The sequence below is a fragment of the Nocardioides sp. IC4_145 genome (genome assembly GCF_011250565.1).
Lineage (GTDB): Bacteria > Actinomycetota > Actinomycetes > Propionibacteriales > Nocardioidaceae > Nocardioides.
In genome coordinates this window covers 36,451-55,799 of the sequence record NZ_JAANMS010000029.1, presented here as the reverse complement: position 1 = coordinate 55,799, position 19,349 = coordinate 36,451, and the positions used below count along the sequence as shown (strand labels likewise).

Below are 19,349 nucleotides of genomic sequence, written 5' to 3'. Positions count from 1 at the left end.
ATCCCGCAAGGGGTTAGGCCACCGGCTTCGGGTGTTGCCGACTTTCGTGACGTGACGGGCGGTGTGTACAAGGCCCGGGAACGTATTCACCGCAGCGTTGCTGATCTGCGATTACTAGCGACTCCGACTTCATGGGGTCGAGTTGCAGACCCCAATCCGAACTGAGACCGGCTTTTTGGGATTCGCTCCGCCTCGCGGCATCGCAGCCCTTTGTACCGGCCATTGTAGCATGCGTGAAGCCCTGGACATAAGGGGCATGATGACTTGACGTCATCCCCACCTTCCTCCGAGTTGACCCCGGCAGTCTCCTATGAGTCCCCGGCACTACCCGCTGGCAACATAGGACGAGGGTTGCGCTCGTTGCGGGACTTAACCCAACATCTCACGACACGAGCTGACGACAGCCATGCACCACCTGTACACCAGTATCAAAGAGACCCACATCTCTGCAGGCTTCCGGTGTATGTCAAACCCAGGTAAGGTTCTTCGCGTTGCATCGAATTAATCCGCATGCTCCGCCGCTTGTGCGGGCCCCCGTCAATTCCTTTGAGTTTTAGCCTTGCGGCCGTACTCCCCAGGCGGGGCGCTTAATGCGTTAGCTGCGGCACGGAACCCATGGAATAGGCCCCACACCTAGCGCCCAACGTTTACGGTGTGGACTACCAGGGTATCTAATCCTGTTCGCTCCCCACACTTTCGCTCCTCAGCGTCAGGACATGCCCAGAGAACCGCCTTCGCCACCGGTGTTCCTCCTGATATCTGCGCATTTCACCGCTACACCAGGAATTCCGTTCTCCCCTGCATGCCTCTAGTCTGCCCGTATCGGAAGCAAGCACTGAGTTAAGCCCAGTGTTTTCACTCCCGACGCGACAAACCGCCTACGAGCCCTTTACGCCCAATAATTCCGGACAACGCTCGCACCCTACGTATTACCGCGGCTGCTGGCACGTAGTTGGCCGGTGCTTCTTCTGTACCTACCGTCACTTTCGCTTCGTCGGTACTGAAAGAGGTTTACAACCCGAAGGCCGTCATCCCTCACGCGGCGTTGCTGGATCAGGCTTCCGCCCATTGTCCAATATTCCCCACTGCTGCCTCCCGTAGGAGTCTGGGCCGTGTCTCAGTCCCAGTGTGGCCGGTCACCCTCTCAGGCCGGCTACCCGTCGAAGCCTTGGTAGGCCATTACCCCACCAACAAGCTGATAGGCCGCGAGCACATCCCCCACCGAAAAACTTTCCACACCCACCTCATGCGAGGAAGTGTCGTATCCGGTATTAGACCCCGTTTCCGAGGCTTATCCCGAAGTGAAGGGCAGATTACTCACGTGTTACTCACCCGTTCGCCGCTCGTGTACCCCCGAAGAGGCCTTACCGCTCGACTTGCATGTGTTAAGCACGCCGCCAGCGTTCGTCCTGAGCCAGGATCAAACTCTCCGTTGAAAAACAACACCAACACAACCTTACCGATCATGCTGGAAAAAGAGATGCCCTGACAGACGACACTGACATGATCAAAGATCAGCCAGAATCATTGTCAAAGAAACCATCAACCAACCCAACCCCCAAAAGAGAGAAGAATCAGCCAACGGGGCATAACAAACTAATTCGTCGACTATGACACACTGTTGAGTTCTCAAGGATCACACGCACAACAAGACCACCGCGATCTCTCGCTGCCCTGAAGGCTGACCATCGCACCGGGGCCGGAAGCCCGACCAGACCGGCCTTGCTCCCCGCCGCTCCCTGGCGACAGAGAAAACATTAGACGGGCCCCGCGGGAAACACCAAACCGAGACGGCGTGACGGCGAGCACAGGGCCGTTTGGGCTGCTCAGGACGCGGGTAGAGCGGGCGCCGCGAGCAGGTCGCGGGTGTCCGCGACGCGGCGGCAGCCGGCCAGGCGGAGCGCCTCGACGGTCTCCGCGAGCAACTCCGAGTGCAGCCGCGCGACGCCGGCCTCGCCCTCCGCGAGGGCCCAGACGGGCGGGCGGCCGAGGAAGACCGCGTCGGCGCCGGACGCGAGCGCAGCCAGCACGTCGAGCCCGCTGCGCACTCCCCCGTCGACGTACACCTGGGCGTCGGCACCGACGGCGCTCACCACGCCCGGCAGTGCCGCCGCCGTCGGCACGGCCCGGTCGAGCTGTCGGCCGCCGTGGTTGCTCACCCAGACCGCCGAGGCGCCGGCGTCCACGCACCGGCGCGCGTCGTCGGGTCGGAGCACGCCCTTGACCACCACGGGCAAGCCGGTGCTCTCGCGCAGCCAGTCCAGGTCGTGCGGCCCGAGGTCGGTCGCCTTGTCGGCGCCGGGTCGTTCCTCGTGGCCCGGCCCGAAGTTCACGCGCACCAGCGCCGGGTCGACGGTCGCCCACACGCTCTCGCCGACGGCGTACTTGGTGCCGACCACCGGGGTGTCGACGGTGAGGGCCACCGCCTCCGCCCCTGCCTCGACAGCCCGGGCGAGCATCGGCTCCGCGAGGGTGCGGTCGGACGGAAGGTAGGCCTGGAGCCACCAACGGACGCCCGTGGCCCCGATCTCGGCGAACGGCGTGCCGGCGTTGCTGGACACGACCAGCAGGCCGTCGGCCGCGGCGGTCGCCCGCGCCATGGCCAGCTCACCGTCCCGGTGCACCGCGCGCTGGAGGGTGGTCGGCGCGATGCCCCAGGGGAGGTCGGCGCGGCGCCCGAGCAGGTCGACGCCCGGGTCGACGTCGGTGACGTCCCGCATCACGTGCGGCAGGAACCGGAAGGCGCCCCAGGACCCGCCCGCCTCAGCGGTGCTGACCGACTCGCGCGCACCCTGCGCGACGTACTCGAAGACGGGCGCGGGCAGCACCGCGCGCGCCCGCTCCTCGAGGCCGGCCAGCCAGGTGGTCATCGGACCTCGACGCCGGCGAACTTCTTCTTGCCGCGGCGGAGCACCAGCCAGGTGCCGTCGACGAGGTCGGACTCGGCCGGCACCGCCTCGACGTCCTCGACCCGCACGTTGTTGAGGTACGCGCCGCCCTCGCCGATCGTGCGGCGCGCCTCGCCCTTGCTCGAGGCGAGACCGGTCAGCACGAGCAGGTCGACCACCGTCGGCAGGCCGTCCGCGCGGTCGACGGTCACCGACCCCGCCTCGCGCAGCGCCGAGCCGAGCGTCGAGCCGCCGAGCCCGGTCAGGTCGCCACCGCCGAAGAGCGCGGCCGAGGCGGCCTTGATCCGGTCGGTCTCCTCGGCGCCGTGGACCAACGTCGTCACGTGCTCGGCGAGCGCCTTCTGGCCGGCGCGGAGGAACGGCTTCTCGGCGTGGGTGGCCTCGATCTCCTCGATCTCCTCGCGGGAGAGGAAGGTGAAGACGCGCAGCAGCTCGGGCACCTTGTCGTCCTCGACGTTGAGCCAGAACTGGAAGAACGAGTACGGCGACATCATCTCCGGGTCGAGCCAGAGTGCGCCGCCCTCGGTCTTGCCGTACTTCGTGCCGTCGGCCTTGGTGACGAGCGGGGTGACGAACGCGTGCACCTTGTCACCGGTCGCGCGGCGGATGAGCTCGACGCCGCCGGTGATGTTGCCCCACTGGTCGGACCCGCCGAGCTGGAGGTCGACCCCGTGCTCGCGGTGCAGGTGGAGGTAGTCCATCGACTGGAGCAGCACGTAGCTGAACTCGGTGTAGCTGATGCCGTCCTCGAGCCGGTTGCGCACCACGTCGCGGGCCAGCATCCGGTTGACCGGGAAGTGCTTGCCGATGTCGCGCAGGAAGTCGATGGCCGAGACCGACGCCGTCCAGTCGAGGTTGTTGACCATCGTGGCGGCGTTGTCCCCCTCGAAGGAGAGGAACGGCTCGACCTGCCGGCGCACCCGCTCGGTCCACTCCTGGACCGTCTCGGTGGAGTTGAGCGTGCGCTCCCCGGAGTCGCGCGGGTCGCCGATCATGCCGGTCGCGCCGCCGACGAGGACGTACGGCGTGTGGCCGGCGCGCTGCAGGCGGACCGCCGTGACGATCTGCAGGAGGTTGCCCATGTGCAGGCTGGGGGCGGTCGGGTCGAAGCCCACGTAGTACCGCACGCTCCCCCCGGCGAAGGCCTCGCGCATGGCGTCGAGGTCCGTCGAGTGCGCGACGAGGCCGCGCCACTCGAGGTCGTCGAGGAGGGTGGGGTCGAGGGACACGATGGGCCTTCCGTCGGGCTGGGTACCTGCTTCCAAGCCTGCCGCATGGGCCCTTCGTCCGCCCACCCGGCTCGTGCCCGGCCGTCGCTAGGCTGGCTCGGTCCGCAGACGCGGGGCAGGCGGACGGACGAGGAGGAGCCGAGACGGTGATCGCCGGGAGGTACTCGCTCGACCGCGAGATCGGCCGGGGCGGCATGGGCGCTGTCTGGCTGGCCCGGGACGAGGTGCTCGGCCGGCACGTCGCCCTCAAGCGGATCGGCCTCGCCCCCGGCGGCGACAGCGCCGACCTCGAGCGGGCCCAGCGCGAGGCGCGGCTCGCCGCGCGGCTCAACCACCCCCACGTGGTCGCCGTCTTCGACCTCGTCGACGAGGGCGACGAGCGCTGGCTGGTGATGGAGCACGTCCCCGGCACCACGCTCGCGGAGCTGGTGCGCACGCGCGGGCGGCTCGGGCCCGACGCCGCCGCCGTCCTGCTCGGCCAGGCTGCCGACGCGCTGGCTGCGGCACACGCGGCAGGCATCGTCCACCGCGACGTCAAGCCGTCGAACATGCTGGTCACCGGGGACGGCCGGGTGAAGATCTCCGACTTCGGCATCGCCCGCGCGGAGGCCGATGCGTCCCTCACGCAGACCGGCCTGGTCACCGGCTCCCCCGCCTACCTCGCGCCGGAGGTCGCCAGCGGCCGGCTCGCGAGCCCGCCGAGCGACGTGTGGTCCCTCGGGGCCTCGCTCTTCCACGCGCTGGCCGGGCGGCCGCCGTACGACGTCGGCGACAACGTGCTCGGCGCGCTCTACCGCATCGTCCACGAGGACCCCCCGCGGCTCGACGACGCCGGCTGGCTGCGCCCGCTCCTCGCCGCGACGATGGCGCGCGAGCCCGGCGACCGCTGGACGATGGCCCAGGTCCGCGACTTCCTCCACGCCGGACCCCAGGCGGGCGCGCCACGGCCCGTCCCGGTCACCCGCGCCTCGCGGCACGACGAGCACAGCACGCAGCTGCTCGCCAGCAGCGCGCAGCGTCCGCTGCGCCCGCCGCCTCCCCCGCCCCCGGCACCGCCGGCGACCGCGGCCACCGGCAGCACCCGTCACCGCGGTCGGCGGTCCGGGATGATCGTGCCGGTGCTCATCGGGATCGCCGCGGTGACCGCGCTGACCGTCGGCGGGTTCCTGCTCGGCCGCGGCGGCGGCGGCGACGAGCGCGCCGACACCCGACCCGGCGACCGGGCCAGCGCGAGCTCGGCCGGCTCCGGCTCCCCCAGCTCCCCCGCGCGCCCTCCACGGCCCACCGCGGAGGGCATCGACGCCTTCGTCCGCAACTATCTGCGGACCGCCGCCGCCGACCCGTCGGCCGGCTTCGCGATGCTCACCCCGGAGTTCCAGGAGGCCAGCGGCGGGCTCCGCGGGTACGCCGGGTTCTGGGGCGACGTGCAGTCCGTCGAGGTGCAGCGGGTGCGCCCGGAGCCGGAGGGTCCGTCGGTGGAGTACCGCTACACCTACACCCTCACCAACGGCCGCTCGGTCCGCGACGACGTCGAGCTCCGGCTGACCTTCGCGGACGGCGAGTACCGCATCGCCGGCGAGGGCTGACCAGCGAGGGCCTGACCAACGACGGCCTGACCAGCAGCGGAACGCGCGCGGCGAGACCCTAGGGTGGAGCGACGGGAGGTGGGCATGGACCTGGCAGCGCTGTACCGCGACGTCGTCGAGACCGCGCCGGACGGCATCTGGGTCTTCGACCTCGAGGGCCGGATCCGCTACGCCAACCCGGCCCTCGCGCGGATGATCGGCACCACCCAGGCCGAGGCCCAGCGCCTGACCGTCTTCGACACCCTCGACGACGCCGGTCAGCGGGAGTTCGCCGCACACCTGGCGGACCTGCGCGAGGGCAGGATCAACGAGCGCGAGGTCGAGGTGCGGCTCCAGCGCCTCGACGGGACGGCCACCTGGGTGCTCGCCCGCGAGTCGGCGCTGCACGGGCCGGACGGCGAGCTGACCGGCGTGCTGCACCGGATGACCGACTGGAGCGACCGGCGGCGTGACATCGAGGAGCTGGTGGAGAGCCGCGGCCGGCTGGCCGAGGCGCACCGGATCGCCCGCCTGGGCAGCTGGTCGTGGGACCTGGTCAACGACCGGGTGACGGCGTCGCCGGAGATCCACGAGCTCTACGGCCTGGCTCTGGGCGACTTCCCGCCGTCGTACGACGGCTTCCTGGCCCTGGTGCACGAGGACGACCGCGACGAGGTCGACCGCGCGGTCCGGCGGGCGCTCGAGGGCAGCGAGCCGTTCGTGTGGGTGGCTCGGCTCCGCGGCACGGGCGACTGGGTCTGGACCCGCGGACGCGGCGTGGTGCACCGCGACCCGGACGGCCGCGCCGTGGCGATGTCGGGCACCCACCAGGACATCACCGAGACCAAGCGGGCCGAGCTCGCGCTGGTCGACCAGGTGAACCAGAACGTGCTGATGCAGGCCGTCGCCTCGGCCGCCAACGAGGCGCGGTCGCTCCACGACCTGCTCGGCCAGGCGCGCGACCTCGTGCTGCTGCACGACGACTGGGAGCGCGCCCGCGGCTTCGTGCCCGACGAGGACGGCACGGGGATCCGCCCCTACTACGTCTCCGACGAGGACCGGCGCACCGACGAGGAGGACCCCGAGCGGGTCGCCCGCGAGCAGGCGCTGGCCGAGCGCGCCCACGCCGAGCGCCGGTCGGTCTGGGACGACCGGCGGCTCTCGATCGCGTTCCCGGTGTCGTACGCCGGCCGCGTCCACGCCGTCGTCGTCATCACCTCGGCGCCGCCGCTCTACCGCCACGACATGATCCAGGAGATGGTCGACCTCGTCGCCGTGCAGATGGCGCGGGTCGCCGAGCGCGAGCAGGCCGAGCGGGAGCTCTCCGCTGCACGGGACGACGCGATGGAGGCCTCGCGGCAGAAGTCGGAGTTCCTCGCGACGATGAGCCACGAGATCCGCACGCCGCTCAACGGCGTGATCGGTCTCAACGACCTGCTCCTGCGCACCGGCCTCGACGCCGCCCAGCTGCGCCTCGCGTCCGGCGTCCAGGTCGCCAGCCGCGCGCTGCTCGGCGTCATCAACGACGTCCTGGACTTCTCCAAGATCGAGGCGGGCCGGCTGGAGCTCGAGCGGGTCGACTTCGAGGTCAGGCCGGTCTTCGACCGGGTCGCCGCGGTCACGGCCGAGAGCGCCCGCGCGCGCGGCCTGGAGCTGATCGTCTCCTGCTCCCCCGAGGTCCCGGAGGTCCTGGCCGGCGACCCCACCCGGCTCTCCCAGGTGCTCACCAACCTGGTCTCGAACGCCGTGAAGTTCACCGAGGAGGGCGAGGTCTACGTCCGGGCGACCTCTGCGCCGGCCGACCACGGTCGGACGCGGCTGGACGTCGAGGTCGCCGACACCGGCATCGGCGTGGACCCCCTCAAGGTCGCCGGGCTCTTCGAGCCGTTCACCCAGGCCGACGCCTCCACCACCCGCGTGTACGGCGGGACCGGGCTCGGCCTGGCGATCTCCAAGGAGATCGTCGAGGCGCTCGGCGGCGAGATCCGGTTCGCCCCCAACCCCGGCGGCGGCAGCATCTTCTCCTTCAGCGCCCTGCTCGACGAGCCCACCGGCACCGCGGCCGACCCGGCCGACGCCTACGCGCGGACCTGGCTGGCCGGACAGCGGGTGCTCGTGGTCGACGACAACGCCCACAACCGGCTGATCCTCGAGGAGCAGCTGCGCTGGTGGCACGTGCGCACGGTGGCGGTCGCGAGCGCGGACGAGGCCGAGGCAGCGCTGGCCGAGGCGCTCGCGGCAGGCGACCCGTTCGACGGCGCCCTGCTCGACGTGGCGATGCCGGTGCGCGACGGCCTGGACCTGGCCCGTGCGGTCCGGCAGGACCCGGCGTACGACGCGTTGACGCTGGTCATGCTCACCTCCTTCACCACCCTCGACCCGGCCGACGTGGCCGCGGCGGGTGTGTCGGGCTTCCTCACCAAGCCGGTGCTCGCCCCCGCGCTCCGCGGCGTCCTGGTCAGCGCGCTGGCGGGGGTCGAGGCGACCCCCACGGTGCCCGAGCAGGAGCCGCAGGCCGGCGCCGAGCAGCGCGTGCTCGTCGTCGAGGACAACCCGGTGAACCAGATGGTCGCCAGCGGGCTGCTGGAGTCGATGGGCTACGAGGTGCTGACCGCCGAGGACGGCGTCGTCGCGCTCGAGGTCCTCGGCCGGCTGCGCGTCGACGCGGTCCTCATGGACGTGCAGATGCCTCGCCTGGACGGGTACGCCGCGACGCGCGAGCTGCGGCGCCGCGAGGGCGAGGGGCCCCGGGTGCCCGTGATCGCGATGACGGCCGCCGCCGTGGAGGGTGAGCGCGAGCGGTGCCTCGCCGCCGGCATGGACGACTTCCTGACCAAGCCCGTGGACCCCGTGGCGCTCGGGTCCGTGCTGGCCCAGTGGGTCGGGTCGACCGGCACCACGCCGGCGACGACGCCTGTGACCGAGCCTGTGACCAAACCTGTGACCGGGCGCGCGACCGCGCCACCGATGGAGGAGGAACCCGTGGAGATGCCCCCGTCCGGCCCGGTCGAAGGGCTCGACGTCGACCGGCTGGACATGCTGCGCGACCTCGACCCGGGGAGCACGGCGTACCTCGACCGCGCCATCGGCAACTTCCTCGCCAACTCCGGGCCCGCCGTCGAGCGCCTCCGTGGCCTGGTCGCCGAGGACGACGCGGACGGCATGCGCCAGGCCGCGCACAAGCTGGCCGGCAGCGCGCTCAACCTCGGCGTCGTCCAGGTGGGGGCGGCCGCCCGCGAGCTGGAGTTCCTCGGCGACGCCGGCACGACGGAAGGAGCCGCCCCGATGCTGGACGCCCTCGACGCGTCGGTGCAGCGCGGGCAGGCCCTGCTGTCGTCCTACCGGGCGTCGTACTCCCCAGGCGGCTGACGGGGCTCAGCAGCCGCCGACGCGACGCCGGCCGAGGACCGAACGTGCCTCTCACCAGGGTTTTCACCCCTTCGGGCGACGCTTTCCGGTCAGTGGAGGCCGCTGCGGGTCCTAGATTTTGTCCATCATGAACAGCGTGTCGGACGAGGGCGGCAACCGGGGCGGTCGGCCGGTGCGGGTGAGCATCGTGGACGAGTCGGAGCTGGTCGTCGCGGGCGTCGAGGGCATGCTGGGCGCCTACGCCGACCGGGTGACGCTCGTCGAGCCCCCGGACGCCGACGTGGTGCTGTGCGACCCCGTCGGGCGCCCCGTCGACACCGAGGCGTACCTCGCCGAGGTGGCCCGGCGGACCCCGGCGCGGGTCGTCGTCTACACGTGGCGGATGGACCAGGGCAACGTGCGCCGGGCGGTCGGAGCCGGCGCGCGCGGGTTCGTGTCGAAGGCCGCCGGCGCCGACGAGCTGGTCCGGGTGCTGGAGCTCGTGCACCGCGGCGAGCCGGTCACTGTCCCGCCGCCGTCGTCCCGGGACCACCTGAGCGCGCGGGAGGCCGAGGTGCTCGCGCTGATCTGCCGTGGGCGGAGCAACCTCGAGATCGCCGCGGAGCTCTACGTGTCGGTCAACTCGGTGAAGACCTACATCCGGCAGATCTACGCCAAGATCGGGGTCGCCCGGCGCTCGCAGGCGGTCGCCTGGGGCATCGAGCGCGGCTACTGACACCGGCGCGGCCGCGGTTTGCCCGGCCGCGGCTCGGGTACGGGGCGGTCATGACCGATTCGAACGCCAGTGCGAACGCCGCCCACAACCCCTCCGCCGACGGCGACGTCCTGGGGGCCGCCGTTCCCGACGACGGCTCCAACGCCCGCAAGGACCCGGAGGACTGGGTCACCGGGGACGAGCCGATGACCGGTGCCCAGCGCAGCTACCTCGACACCCTGGCCCGCCAGGCCGGCGAGACCCTGTCCGCCGACCTCACCAAGGCCGAGGCCTCCGAGCACATCGAGCGGCTCCAGCAGAGCACCGGACGCGGCACCGACGGCTGAGTCCGGTCTGCCGGGACCGCCCGGGACTCAGGTCAGGTCGACCCGGCCGCCGCGCTCGACCGTGCGCAGGTGCGTGGGCAACCCGCGCTCCCGGCACCGGGCGAGGAAGTCCTCCCGACTGGAGCGGAAGACCGTGTAGTCGTCGAAATGCACCGGCACGGCGACGGCCGGCTCGAGCAGCTGCACGAGGTCCGCACCCTGGTCGTCGTCCATCGTCACGAGCACGCCGAAGGCGCGCGTGCCGCCGAGGTGGACGACCGCGGCGTCCAGCGGCCCGGTGCGCTCGACGACGTCGCGGAGATAGGGCCGGAACAGCGTGTCGCCGCTGATGTAGACGCGGAAGACCGGGCGGCCGGGCTCCTCCAGCTCCAGCACGCTGCCCATCACGGGCGGCATCACGTGCTTGGCCGGCCCCGGCCCGTGCTGCCCCGGCGCGGCGGTGATGCGCAGCCTGCTGCCGCGGCTGCTCAGCTCCAGCGACTCCCACGTGCGCATGCCGTGCGCCCCGCCGAAGCCCCAGCGGGTCAGCGTGCGGCTCGACGCCGGCGTCGTCGCGACGAGCAGGCCGCGGTCGAGCTCCCGGCGGGCGATGCGGTCGAAGTGGTCGCCGTGGAGGTGGCTGAGCAGCACGCCGTCGAGCGCCGGCAGGTCGCCCGGTTGCAGCGAGGGCTCGGTCAGCCGCTTGGAGAACAGGCCCTTGCCGAGGTACGCGCGCTGCCCGCGGTGCAGGAAGTTCGGGTCGGTCAGCAGCGTGAACGGACCCAGCCGCAGGATCGTCGTGGCGGTCCCGACGAACTCGAGGGACGCGGCCGTCGGACCGTCGCTCGGAGGAAGACTCATACCGCCGGGTTCCCGACCGACCGGCGGCACAAACAGGTGCGCCTGCGGGTGCCGGGCCGCAGACCTGGGGGGTGTGCCCACGGCCCGGCACGGACGAAGGTAGCCGCTCGGGGCGCACGCCGAAATCGTCCGTTCGGTCACTTTCCGGCCCGGCCGTCACTTCTGCGAGGGCTCGCCGCGGGGTACCTCGGCAGCGTGCCCGACCCCTCGGCTCCTCCCGCGGCCCGGACCCCCACCCGCTCGGCGGCCCGGCCGCCGACCCGCCTCGCGAGCCTGCTCTACGGCATCGGGCTCGGCGGCTTCGTCGACGGCATCGTGCTGCACCAGGTGCTGCAGTGGCACCACATGGTGAGCCACGTCGACGACTACCCGACGACGACCGTGGCGGGCCTGGAGGCCAACACGCTCGCCGACGGCCTGTTCCACGTCGTCGCCTGGCTGTGCGTCGTCGCGGGCTCGGTGCTGACCGTCCGCGCCTGGCAGCACGGGCGCCTCGCGCCCACCTGGTCCTTCCACCTGGGCCTGGTCCTGGCCGGCTGGGGGCTGTTCAATCTGGTCGAGGGGGTCATCAACCACCACCTGCTGGGCGTGCACCACGTCCGGGACGACCTGGGCGCGCCGCTGGCCTGGGACCTCGGCTTCCTCGCCCTCGGCGCGGTGCTGGTGGCCGGCGGCTGGCTCCTGCACCGGCGCGGCGCCCGGGCACTGGCCGACCGCCCCTCCTGACGGCGCTGCTCCTCCGGCGACAGGGCAGGCTGGGCACCATGGACGGCGAGCCGGACTTCGACGCGATCACCGCCTGGGCGATGTCCCTGCTGACGATGCGGGTCAACACCCCGTCGGGCGAGTGGCTGCCCGCGGACTTCGAGCGGGTGTACCGCCAGGGGTGGGGCGAGCTCGAGGCGGCGTTCGGCGCCGGCACCGCCAGCGAGATGGCCATCCTCGACCTGGCCAACATCGCGATGCACCTGGTCGACTACCTGGTCGTCGTCACGGGCCAGCCCGCGTCGCGCTGGCTCGAGCAGGTCCGGCGTGACTACGTCGAGACGCATCACGACGGTGACGCCCCCGGCGACCTCGGGGCCGGGTGAGGCTCCGGCTAGGGACACGTAGTCCGGACGGGTGGTTCCGCGACGAGCGGACGACTGTGTCCAGGACGGGACCTACGGTGGGTGGGATCAGGAGCGGCTCCACCTTCCTGCGACCACCGCTGGTCGAGCAATCCAGTCGGCGACTGACGTCGCTCCCCGGACCGACTTCCCACGAACGCCGGCGGACCCGCTCACCACGCCTTCACGCAGATGGGTTCGGACCGTGCCTGTTGTCCACGTCCTCACGATGGCGAGGACCGTCCCGAGCGACCTCGCCGCCGCTGTCCTGAGCGGCGTCGAGAAGGCGCTCGTGGAAGCCGGCGCGAGCAGGATCTGGATCGACCCCCTCGAGCACGACGTCGCGGTCATGGCCGAGCTGCCGGAGCGCCTCGCGCACAGCATCGACCTCGACGTCGACATCGGTCCCTGCGACAGCAGGGCCCTGGATGTAACGCCCGCTCCAGCCCGCGACAGGTAACGGGTGCACCACGACGAATGCTCTCCGACCCCGGTCCCTGCAGGGGTCAGGGAGCGTGCGCAGCGGAGCACCGCGCCGCCTCGCCTCGGGTCCCACACTGGGGGCGGGGCGGCGCCCGCCACCAGGTCGGGTGGGGCGGCGAGGGTGGCACGTCGGTCCCGCGCCGCACGCCGGAGCACGCCAGGGCGATTCTGCGGAAGCCTCGTGAGGACGTGGTCCATCGAGGGGTCGCAGGACGAGTCGGAGGCGCGTGAGGTCGCTGACCTGCGGTTCCCGGGGTAGGGCGTGTGGGGCTCGAACCCACGACCCAGGGATTATGAGTGGAGGATCGGCGTTCTCAGCCGGTCGCAGCACCCCTCAACTGAGCGTGAATCCGGTCCTGACCTGGGGTTCCGACACCCCCGGATTCTCAGCAGTTCTCAACCGTTTGGGGGACGCTGTGGGGGACGGAGGGCAACGGCCATGACCGAGACGACGATCCAAGGGCACCGGATGCGCCTCCTGTCCTTCCGGCAGGCATCCGGCGTTCTCCTGGGCACCTGGGAGGACCTGGGCCAACCGGTCGGCAGCGTCTTCCGGGTCGGGGTGGTGGCGACGATTGAGCCGGTACAAGAGACGACGGCGGAGCCGTTCATGCCGTGGACCCACACCTACGCGGTGGGGTACGTGCCACGGCCTGACCCGAACCCGGCCGCCCGATTCCTGGAGGCGCTACGACAGGAGCGGGCAGCGGAGCGCCTGGGCGGCCCCGTGGTTCGGGAGCAGATATGGCCCTAGCGGCGCTTGGGAGTCGCGGATGCATCGCGGCGACTCGGCGACCCTCATCGGCGATCCGGCGGCGCTGGTGGACTGAATGGCCGGGAGCTGGTGTTGGCCAACTACCCCGGTCACCTGATCGGGCACCGGACTAGCCTTTGCGCTCCGGCGGCCCGGGTCGTGCCGGGCGCGGAGTGCTCGGCTGCCTGGGGTCGTTGCGCGTCTCTCGTCCTCTGCCAGGGTCCGGTAGCCGAGGCTCGGGTGGCGGAGGCGGCGGAGGCGGAGGCGGCGGCGCGTTGTCCTCATCTGCCATGCGGTTCACCTCCTCACTAGGTCGATCGTGAGGGCGATTACTTCGATCAGAAAGGCGACGCCGGCGATGCTGAGTAAGCGGCCGAGCCGGTCCACGCTCACCCGGTTATCGTCGTATTTCTTGCCCAACCAGAGGGTCAGGTCTCGCTCCATGTCGCTCTGGCTGGCCCTGTGATATTCGGTCCACTGCACCAACACAGCGGGGCTTTGGGAGACGTGAAAGCGACGACGCCAGAGGACGATGGCGCTAAGCACAGCCAGAATCACGAACGCGCCGATCGCCACCCACGTTCAGGCCGTCACCGAAGCGCCGTTGCGGAAGCGTGAGTCCGCCCAGGAAGCTGGCTGCCAGCCCGCCCATGCCCAGCAGCGACACCGAGCGGCCGCGCACGTCGGAGACCTCCCCGGCGAGCTGGTCGAATCCTCGCCGGGCCTCCTCCAGCGCCAGCGTGTAGCTGGGCTCCGGGGCTCCTGTCATAGAGCCATTCTGTGGTCCGTTACCGACGTCTACGGGGAGCCACGCTCCTGGTTTCGCTCGGCATCTCGCCGGTCCAGGTCCTCTTCCAGCCACAGCAGCTCCCGTGTCTCGGCTTCGTATCCGGGCTTGCCCAGGTTCCTGAACGGGTTCCGGCCCGCATCTGGCGGGTTGAAGCGGTAGGCGGCGTTGTTCAGCGGCTCACCGGGGGACGCCCTCGCTCAGCGATTCGCGCATGCGCTTCGCGATCCGCCGGAGGTAAGGCGAAGAGTCGCGGCCGTCACTGCCCTCCAGCCAGTCCAAGGTCTTCGGGTCCATGGGCGGGTGGCCCTGCTCCTGCTCGTCCTGCCGCTTGCCCTCGATGTGCTCGCCGAGGCGGAGCTGCCAGCCGATCTGGTGAACGTGCCCGATCACGTCACGGAGGGCTCCTTCGTCGGCCACGTCGGGAGGAGCCATGATCGCTCCGGTCTTGCCCAGATCCACGTAGAAGCCTCGTTGCTTGGAGCGGTCGTGGCCGCGTGCCCAGGCCCGGATCGTGCCAAGGAAGGTGGCGTTCTCGTCGTAGTCCGGCGGCTGCCCGAACCAGTAGGGCTCCATCAGGAGGAAGCCGTGGACCTTCTCCAGCTTCTGCTGGTGGCTGGCCCACAGCTCGTCCAGCCAGGAGCAGCGGAAGGGCTCGCCCTCGGGGGTGGAGGTCATCTGCACGCGGCCCTCATGGACCGCGATGGCCTTCCCGGACTCCTCCAGGCCCAAAATTGCCAATGACCGCGCCAGCGCTACATGGCCTAGGTCCAGGACGGCCAGGCGGAGGTCAACAGAGCGTCCGCGTGGGCCAGGAGCGCGTCCTGCAACTGGACGACTCGCTCCGGCGTGAGGTCGGGGAGCTTCCGTACTGCTATGCCCTCAGTCTGTAGTGGACTACCGACAAGCTCTCGGCGCTGGAAGGTGCTTTGCACTAGTCACTGGTGCTCCGTGGGTAGTTGGTGGGTCAAAGCGGGCTGCGGCTGGGCGGAAGCGGGTACCCACGCCGCCCCACGCGGGAGGTCGCTGATTCACAGTTCGGCGGGACAAGTTAGGGAGCACCCACAACTACCCACGTCGCCAGCGGGAACGACTGGGCCCGCTCCAGGTGGAGCATGCCTAGCCATGGCCCGGCAGGTAGAGCGTCGACCCCCAAGGGGGCGGCGGGCTACGAGCCATCGACGCCTGAAGGGATAGCCTCTGCTGACCGCAGAACCGCGATTGGAGACGCATGACCTCGTTGGCCCCGCTCACTCTTGAGTTCTTCCACGAGGCGGCGACGCAGTTCGCGGAGAGCCTGTCAAGGACGCCGCTGCCTGAACTCTACGGTGCCACCGACGGCAAGGCCGTCGGAACCAAGGTCGAAGCGATGTTCAAGGAGTACCTGCAGACTCGCTTCGACGTTGAAGTCGGGAACGCTGCAAGCGGACTCGACTTTCCATCGCTCGACCTGGACCTAAAGGTCACGTCGATGAAGCAACCCCAGTCCTCCTGTCCGTTCAGAGCCGCGACGCAGAAGATCTACGGCCTCGGCTACAACCTGCTGGTGGTGGTGTACGTCAAGCGCGACGAGGACGAAGAGCGAGCCGCGTACCTCGACATCAAACATGTGATCTATGTGGACAAGAAGCGAACCGGTGACTTCACCCTCACTAAGCAAATCCGGTCGATCGTCGCGGGCATCGGAAGCGAGGTCGGAGGCCGGGAGGCGGCCATTGAGGACCTAGACGCACTGCTTCAAGACAAGAACGTCCCGCTGGATGAGGTGAGTCGTCGGCAGTTGGCAGAGCGCATGGTGGACGACGTGCCTGCCCAGGGGGTACTAACCATCTCGAACGCCCTGCAGTGGCGGCTTCAATATTCACGAGCGATCAGTACGGCGGTGGCTCGATCTATTGCACCCGAGGTGGTGGACCTCCGTGCCTAACAACGAGTTCGGCGATTTTCAGACTCCGTTGGCATTGGCGATGCAGTGCCTGCGGGTCATGGGGCTCCCCGAGGACGCCCGCGTGTTGGAGCCGACCTGTGGATTGGGTTCTTTCATGCAGGCGGCGGCGACGCTCAGCCCAAATTCGGAGCGCGTGGGCTTGGAGAGACACCCGGATTACGTCGCACGAGCGTCTGAGTGGGGCCGTGTTCGGGAAGCGAACGTCTTCCACTTTCAACTGGCTCGTGACATCTCGTGGAACACGTCTGGTCCGCTCTTTGTCGTCGGCAATCCACCTTGGGTGACCTCAGCGGAGTTGAACCGGATGGATTCCGGTAACCTCCCGGCCAAGGAGAACTTCAAGGGAGCCAAGGGCTTCGATGCGATGCTCGGATCGTCCAACTTCGACGTATGCGAGTACATCATTCTGAAGGCCCTGAACGAGCATCAGGCTGAGCCGTTCACCCTGGGCATGCTCTGCAAGACCCAGGTTGCTCGGAACGTGATCGAATACGCGGCATCGACTGGCCTACCGATTCGAGAGTCGGCCCTGTACCGCATTGACGCGATGAAGTGGTTCAACGCGGGCGTTGATGCCTGCTGGTTTGTCGTCTCGATGGACCCCAGGGAGATGCCCCAGTACACCGCTGACGTCTACGACGACGTGTTCGCACCCGATCGCCCTGCCGTCGCTCGGTTCGGCGTCGTGGATGGCCTCATGGTTTCGGATGTGGACCGGTACGAGGCAGTCCGGGCTGGAGATGGGACCTGCCCATACGTATGGCGGTCTGGTCTCAAACACGACGCGTCCCAGGTGTTCGAGCTAGTCGCCACTCCGTCACCGGCGACGAAGTCGGGACAGACCCTCGACCTCGAGGCTGACTACGTGCTCCCGTTCCTCAAGAGCACGGACATCTTCAGGGGCCGTCATCGCGACCTGTCCAAGTGGGTGATAGTTCCGCAGAAGACTTTCGGCGCGGAGACCGCAGCACTGGAGCATCTAGCGCCAAAGCTATGGGGCTATCTGACGGAGAACGCTGCCGCCTTGGATGGGCGCAAGTCGTCCATCTACCGAAACCGGCCCCGGTTTTCGGTCTTCGGGCATGGGGACTACACCTACGCGCCGTACAAGGTGGCCATTTCGGGACTGCACAAGCAGCCCGTTTTCCGCCTGGTGCCGCCCCTCAACGGCCAACCGGTCGTGCTGGATGACACCTGCTATCTCCTGCCGTTCGATGACGCGACGGAGGCTGCGCTTGTTACGGCGATCCTGAACAGCGACGAGTGCCGGGCATTGGTTGAGTCGATGGTCTTCTGGGACTCGAAGCGGCCCATCACCAAAAAGTTGCTGGCACGGCTGGACGTCAACCGCATTCCCTTCGACCGCGACCTCGTGAGGGAGCAGGCGGCGAAGATCGCGGCCGACGCCGACCTCCCATTCGATGAAGAACGAGCTGAAACGCTCTTCAAGCATCTGGGCGGAAGCGCTCCAGAGGAAACTCTCTTCTAGCGACCGGGCCAGGAATCGGGTGGCACGCGGGCGGCGGTGGGTCGTGGTGGGCTGTTCAGCGACCCACCGCCGCCTCCACCCGGTCACTACGGGCGGGCACCTCGTGTCCGGCTGAGCGTGAACGACCCAATAGGACCCACCCCGCTACGCCATCTCGATCCACGCGTGCCCGGCACGCTCCGCCATCTTAGGCAGCGGAGCCAGGTCGCAGAGTCCGTCCGGACCTCGTCCCACTGAGCGACCCGCTCTGCGTGCCGAAGAGCGGCTAGCTGGGAGTGCCGCCACGGGCACCGACGACCGCGCTGCAGATCCAGGCCGTCACTGTGTCGTCCCAGCCTCCGTCAGGTACGTCGGACGGCCTCCTGCCGCGTCCAGGTATCGCCGGGGCTGAGGAAGGCGATCACGACGCGCTCACGCGCTGGCCCATCTGGCGGCGTACACGGGCATGAGGCGGGGCGAGGTCGTCGGGCTCCGCTGGCAGGACGTGGACCTGGACGCGGGCCACCTGTCGGTGCGGCACACCATCACGGCGGTGGACGACCCCCAACGGGGGCGGCATGAAGGTGATCCACGGGCAGCCCAAGTCCGGCAAGGGACGACGGGTGGACCTAGACGCGGATACGGTCGCGGTGCTCCGGTCGTGGAAGGCCCAGCAGGCTCAGGACCGGCTGGCGCTCGGCGGCGCGTGGCCCTCTCACGGGTTGGTGTTCACGCGGGAGGACGGGGCTCTGTTCCACCCGGACACGGCCTCCACCGTTCACGACCGACTGGTGAAGGCGACGGGCCTCCCCCGGCTCACGTTCCACGGGCTCCGACACACCCACGCCACGATCCTGCTGGCCAACGGGGTGCCGGTGAAGGTCGTCTCCGAGCGGCTGGGGCACGCCACGGTCCAGATCACGCTGGACACCTACGGGCACGTCATCCCCGGCCTTCAGGGCCAAGCGGTGGACGTGTTCACCAAGGCGCTGGGGGGTGCGTGATGGGGGACGCCGGAGGCAACTGGGGGACGAACTGGGGGACGAAAACCCCGTTCGTCGGAATGGAACAGGTCGTGGCCCGCGTTTCCGCAGGTCACGCAAGTAGGGCGTGTGGGGCTCGAACCCACGACCCAGGGATTATGAGTCCCTTGCTCTGACCGACTGAGCTAACGCCCCTCGAGCGCGGGAGCCTAGTCGGGGTGGCTGTGCCGGCCGGCGCGGGGTACTCCGCTGTCACGCGAGCCGGGCCCGCGGCGGAGTGAGGAGGACCGATGAGGCATGTACGCCGGTGGGGTGCGGTCTACCTGCTCGTGCTGCTGTTCGTGGGTCGTGGCTGGGGCACCTGCTCACGATGCTCCAGCAGGTGCGCGACGAGGCGCGCACCCACGGCGAGCAGTTCGCGTGGGGGCAGTTCTGGCCGGAGTTCTGGGCCAGCACGTTCGAGAACTGGCAGAGCGAGTGGATGCAGCTGGTCCTCCAGGCGATCCTGCTGCTCGGCGCGAAGCACTGGCTCTTCCAGGTCGACGCGGAGGACATGGAACGGCTGGAACAAGGTCGACGCCATCGCACTGCGCCTGGGCCTCACCCCCGACGAGGCCGACGAGCCACAGCCCCAGCGCGAGGAGGGCGAGGAGCACCCCGCGACCGGCCGAGCCAGCAGGACGAGCGCACGGAAAATGCACCGAGGGCCCGGCACGATGTGCCAGGCCCTCGTTCTGCTCCCCCGGTTGGACTCGAACCAACAACCCTCCGGTTAACAGCCGAATGCTCTGCCAGTTGAGCTACAGGGGATCGCGGTGCAGCGCGCACACATTAGCAAGGCCGGGGAGCACGGAGAAAATCGGG

General features: G+C 69.6%; 17 protein-coding genes, 2 tRNA genes and 1 rRNA gene. 11 read left to right on the top strand and 9 right to left on the bottom strand.

The window, feature by feature from the left end; translation table 11 throughout:
- From G6553_RS13255 to tyrS, 3 genes are all read right to left on the bottom strand, one after another.
- Positions 1–1,436, bottom strand: a 16S ribosomal RNA gene (locus G6553_RS13255).
- Positions 1,437–1,826: 390 nt separating this feature from the next.
- Positions 1,827–2,870: an alpha-hydroxy acid oxidase gene (locus tag G6553_RS13250; RefSeq protein WP_166193583.1), complete on the bottom strand. Its 1,044-nt coding sequence runs from the start codon at positions 2,868–2,870 to the stop codon at positions 1,827–1,829.
- On the bottom strand, positions 2,867–4,138 hold the full coding sequence (gene tyrS, locus G6553_RS13245) for a tyrosine--tRNA ligase (RefSeq protein WP_166193581.1): 1,272 nt from the start codon (positions 4,136–4,138) through the stop codon (positions 2,867–2,869). The genes G6553_RS13250 and tyrS overlap by 4 nt, the downstream gene beginning before the upstream one ends.
- A gap of 146 nt (positions 4,139–4,284) precedes the next feature.
- On the opposite strand from tyrS, the gene G6553_RS13240 reads away from it, so the two are divergent.
- The 4 genes from G6553_RS13240 (at position 4,285) to G6553_RS13225 (ending at position 10,113) form a co-directional block, all read left to right on the top strand.
- Positions 4,285–5,724, top strand: a complete 1,440-nt coding sequence (locus G6553_RS13240) for a serine/threonine-protein kinase (RefSeq protein ID WP_166193579.1) — start codon at positions 4,285–4,287, stop codon at positions 5,722–5,724.
- Between the two features lie 84 nt (positions 5,725–5,808).
- Positions 5,809–9,072, top strand: coding sequence for a response regulator (locus tag G6553_RS13235; protein ID WP_166193577.1), 3,264 nt, complete (start codon positions 5,809–5,811; stop codon positions 9,070–9,072).
- A gap of 127 nt (positions 9,073–9,199) precedes the next feature.
- Positions 9,200–9,787 carry a response regulator transcription factor gene (locus G6553_RS13230; protein ID WP_207619741.1) on the top strand — a complete coding sequence of 196 codons (588 nt, stop codon included), beginning with the start codon at positions 9,200–9,202 and terminating at the stop codon, positions 9,785–9,787.
- 50 nt (positions 9,788–9,837) lie between these two features.
- The gene (locus tag G6553_RS13225) at positions 9,838–10,113 is read left to right on the top strand and encodes a DUF3072 domain-containing protein (protein ID WP_166193575.1); all 276 of its coding nucleotides are present in this window, start codon (positions 9,838–9,840) and stop codon (positions 10,111–10,113) included.
- Between the two features lie 27 nt (positions 10,114–10,140).
- Here the strand turns inward: G6553_RS13225 and G6553_RS13220 are convergent, their stop codons facing one another.
- Complete coding sequence (locus G6553_RS13220; protein WP_166193573.1) at positions 10,141–10,953, bottom strand: MBL fold metallo-hydrolase; 813 nt, start codon at positions 10,951–10,953, stop codon at positions 10,141–10,143.
- Between the two features lie 195 nt (positions 10,954–11,148).
- Between G6553_RS13220 and G6553_RS13215 the strand changes: the two genes are divergently transcribed.
- The 4 genes from G6553_RS13215 (at position 11,149) to G6553_RS13200 (ending at position 13,299) form a co-directional block, all read left to right on the top strand.
- Complete coding sequence (locus tag G6553_RS13215) at positions 11,149–11,679, top strand: DUF2243 domain-containing protein (protein WP_166193571.1); 531 nt, start codon at positions 11,149–11,151, stop codon at positions 11,677–11,679.
- A 38-nt stretch (positions 11,680–11,717) separates the two neighbouring features.
- On the top strand, positions 11,718–12,044 hold the full coding sequence (locus G6553_RS13210) for a hypothetical protein (RefSeq protein ID WP_166193569.1): 327 nt from the start codon (positions 11,718–11,720) through the stop codon (positions 12,042–12,044).
- Positions 12,045–12,267: 223 nt separating this feature from the next.
- The gene (locus tag G6553_RS13205; RefSeq protein ID WP_166193567.1) at positions 12,268–12,522 is read left to right on the top strand and encodes a hypothetical protein; all 255 of its coding nucleotides are present in this window, start codon (positions 12,268–12,270) and stop codon (positions 12,520–12,522) included.
- Between the two features lie 462 nt (positions 12,523–12,984).
- Positions 12,985–13,299, top strand: a complete 315-nt coding sequence (locus tag G6553_RS13200; protein ID WP_166193565.1) for a hypothetical protein — start codon at positions 12,985–12,987, stop codon at positions 13,297–13,299.
- Positions 13,300–13,596: 297 nt separating this feature from the next.
- Here G6553_RS13200 and G6553_RS13195 read toward each other — a convergent pair whose 3' ends face one another.
- The 3 genes from G6553_RS13195 to G6553_RS13185 form a co-directional block, all read right to left on the bottom strand.
- Positions 13,597–13,875, bottom strand: a complete 279-nt coding sequence (locus G6553_RS13195) for a hypothetical protein (protein WP_166193563.1) — start codon at positions 13,873–13,875, stop codon at positions 13,597–13,599.
- Positions 13,838–14,068: a hypothetical protein gene (locus G6553_RS13190; RefSeq protein WP_166193560.1), complete on the bottom strand. Its 231-nt coding sequence runs from the start codon at positions 14,066–14,068 to the stop codon at positions 13,838–13,840. The genes G6553_RS13195 and G6553_RS13190 overlap by 38 nt, the downstream gene beginning before the upstream one ends.
- A 198-nt stretch (positions 14,069–14,266) precedes the next feature.
- Entirely contained in the window at positions 14,267–14,860 is a 594-nt protein-coding gene (locus G6553_RS13185; protein ID WP_278249588.1) for an AbiV family abortive infection protein, read from the bottom strand.
- Between the two features lie 457 nt (positions 14,861–15,317).
- Between G6553_RS13185 and G6553_RS13180 the strand changes: the two genes are divergently transcribed.
- The 3 genes from G6553_RS13180 to G6553_RS13170 all read left to right on the top strand — a co-directional run bounded on the left by G6553_RS13180 (position 15,318) and on the right by G6553_RS13170 (position 18,506).
- Positions 15,318–16,013, top strand: a complete 696-nt coding sequence (locus tag G6553_RS13180; RefSeq protein ID WP_166193554.1) for a restriction endonuclease — start codon at positions 15,318–15,320, stop codon at positions 16,011–16,013.
- On the top strand, positions 16,006–17,523 hold the full coding sequence (locus G6553_RS13175; RefSeq protein ID WP_166193551.1) for a class I SAM-dependent methyltransferase: 1,518 nt from the start codon (positions 16,006–16,008) through the stop codon (positions 17,521–17,523). The genes G6553_RS13180 and G6553_RS13175 overlap by 8 nt, the downstream gene beginning before the upstream one ends.
- Positions 17,524–18,080: 557 nt before the next feature.
- Positions 18,081–18,506, top strand: a complete 426-nt coding sequence (locus G6553_RS13170) for a site-specific integrase (protein ID WP_166193548.1) — start codon at positions 18,081–18,083, stop codon at positions 18,504–18,506.
- A gap of 100 nt (positions 18,507–18,606) precedes the next feature.
- On the opposite strand, the gene G6553_RS13165 is transcribed toward G6553_RS13170, so the two are convergent.
- A tRNA-Ile gene (locus tag G6553_RS13165) sits at positions 18,607–18,680 on the bottom strand.
- A gap of 542 nt (positions 18,681–19,222) precedes the next feature.
- Positions 19,223–19,295 (bottom strand) — tRNA-Asn (locus G6553_RS13155).
- Positions 19,296–19,349 lie beyond the last annotated feature (54 nt).

Excerpts from the sequence above, each read along its gene's own strand:
- G6553_RS13250 (WP_166193583.1), bottom strand. The coding sequence starts at position 2,870 with ATGACCACCTGGCTGGCCGGCCTCGAGGAGCGGGCGCGCGCGGTGCTG.
- G6553_RS13235 (WP_166193577.1), top strand. The coding sequence starts at position 5,809 with ATGGACCTGGCAGCGCTGTACCGCGACGTCGTCGAGACCGCGCCGGAC.
- G6553_RS13230 (WP_207619741.1), top strand. The coding sequence starts at position 9,200 with ATGAACAGCGTGTCGGACGAGGGCGGCAACCGGGGCGGTCGGCCGGTG.
- G6553_RS13225 (WP_166193575.1), top strand. The coding sequence starts at position 9,838 with ATGACCGATTCGAACGCCAGTGCGAACGCCGCCCACAACCCCTCCGCC.
- G6553_RS13220 (WP_166193573.1), bottom strand. The coding sequence starts at position 10,953 with ATGAGTCTTCCTCCGAGCGACGGTCCGACGGCCGCGTCCCTCGAGTTC.
- G6553_RS13210 (WP_166193569.1), top strand. The coding sequence starts at position 11,718 with ATGGACGGCGAGCCGGACTTCGACGCGATCACCGCCTGGGCGATGTCC.
- G6553_RS13200 (WP_166193565.1), top strand. The coding sequence starts at position 12,985 with ATGACCGAGACGACGATCCAAGGGCACCGGATGCGCCTCCTGTCCTTC.
- G6553_RS13190 (WP_166193560.1), bottom strand. The coding sequence starts at position 14,068 with ATGACAGGAGCCCCGGAGCCCAGCTACACGCTGGCGCTGGAGGAGGCC.
- G6553_RS13180 (WP_166193554.1), top strand. The coding sequence starts at position 15,318 with ATGACCTCGTTGGCCCCGCTCACTCTTGAGTTCTTCCACGAGGCGGCG.
- G6553_RS13170 (WP_166193548.1), top strand. The coding sequence starts at position 18,081 with ATGAAGGTGATCCACGGGCAGCCCAAGTCCGGCAAGGGACGACGGGTG.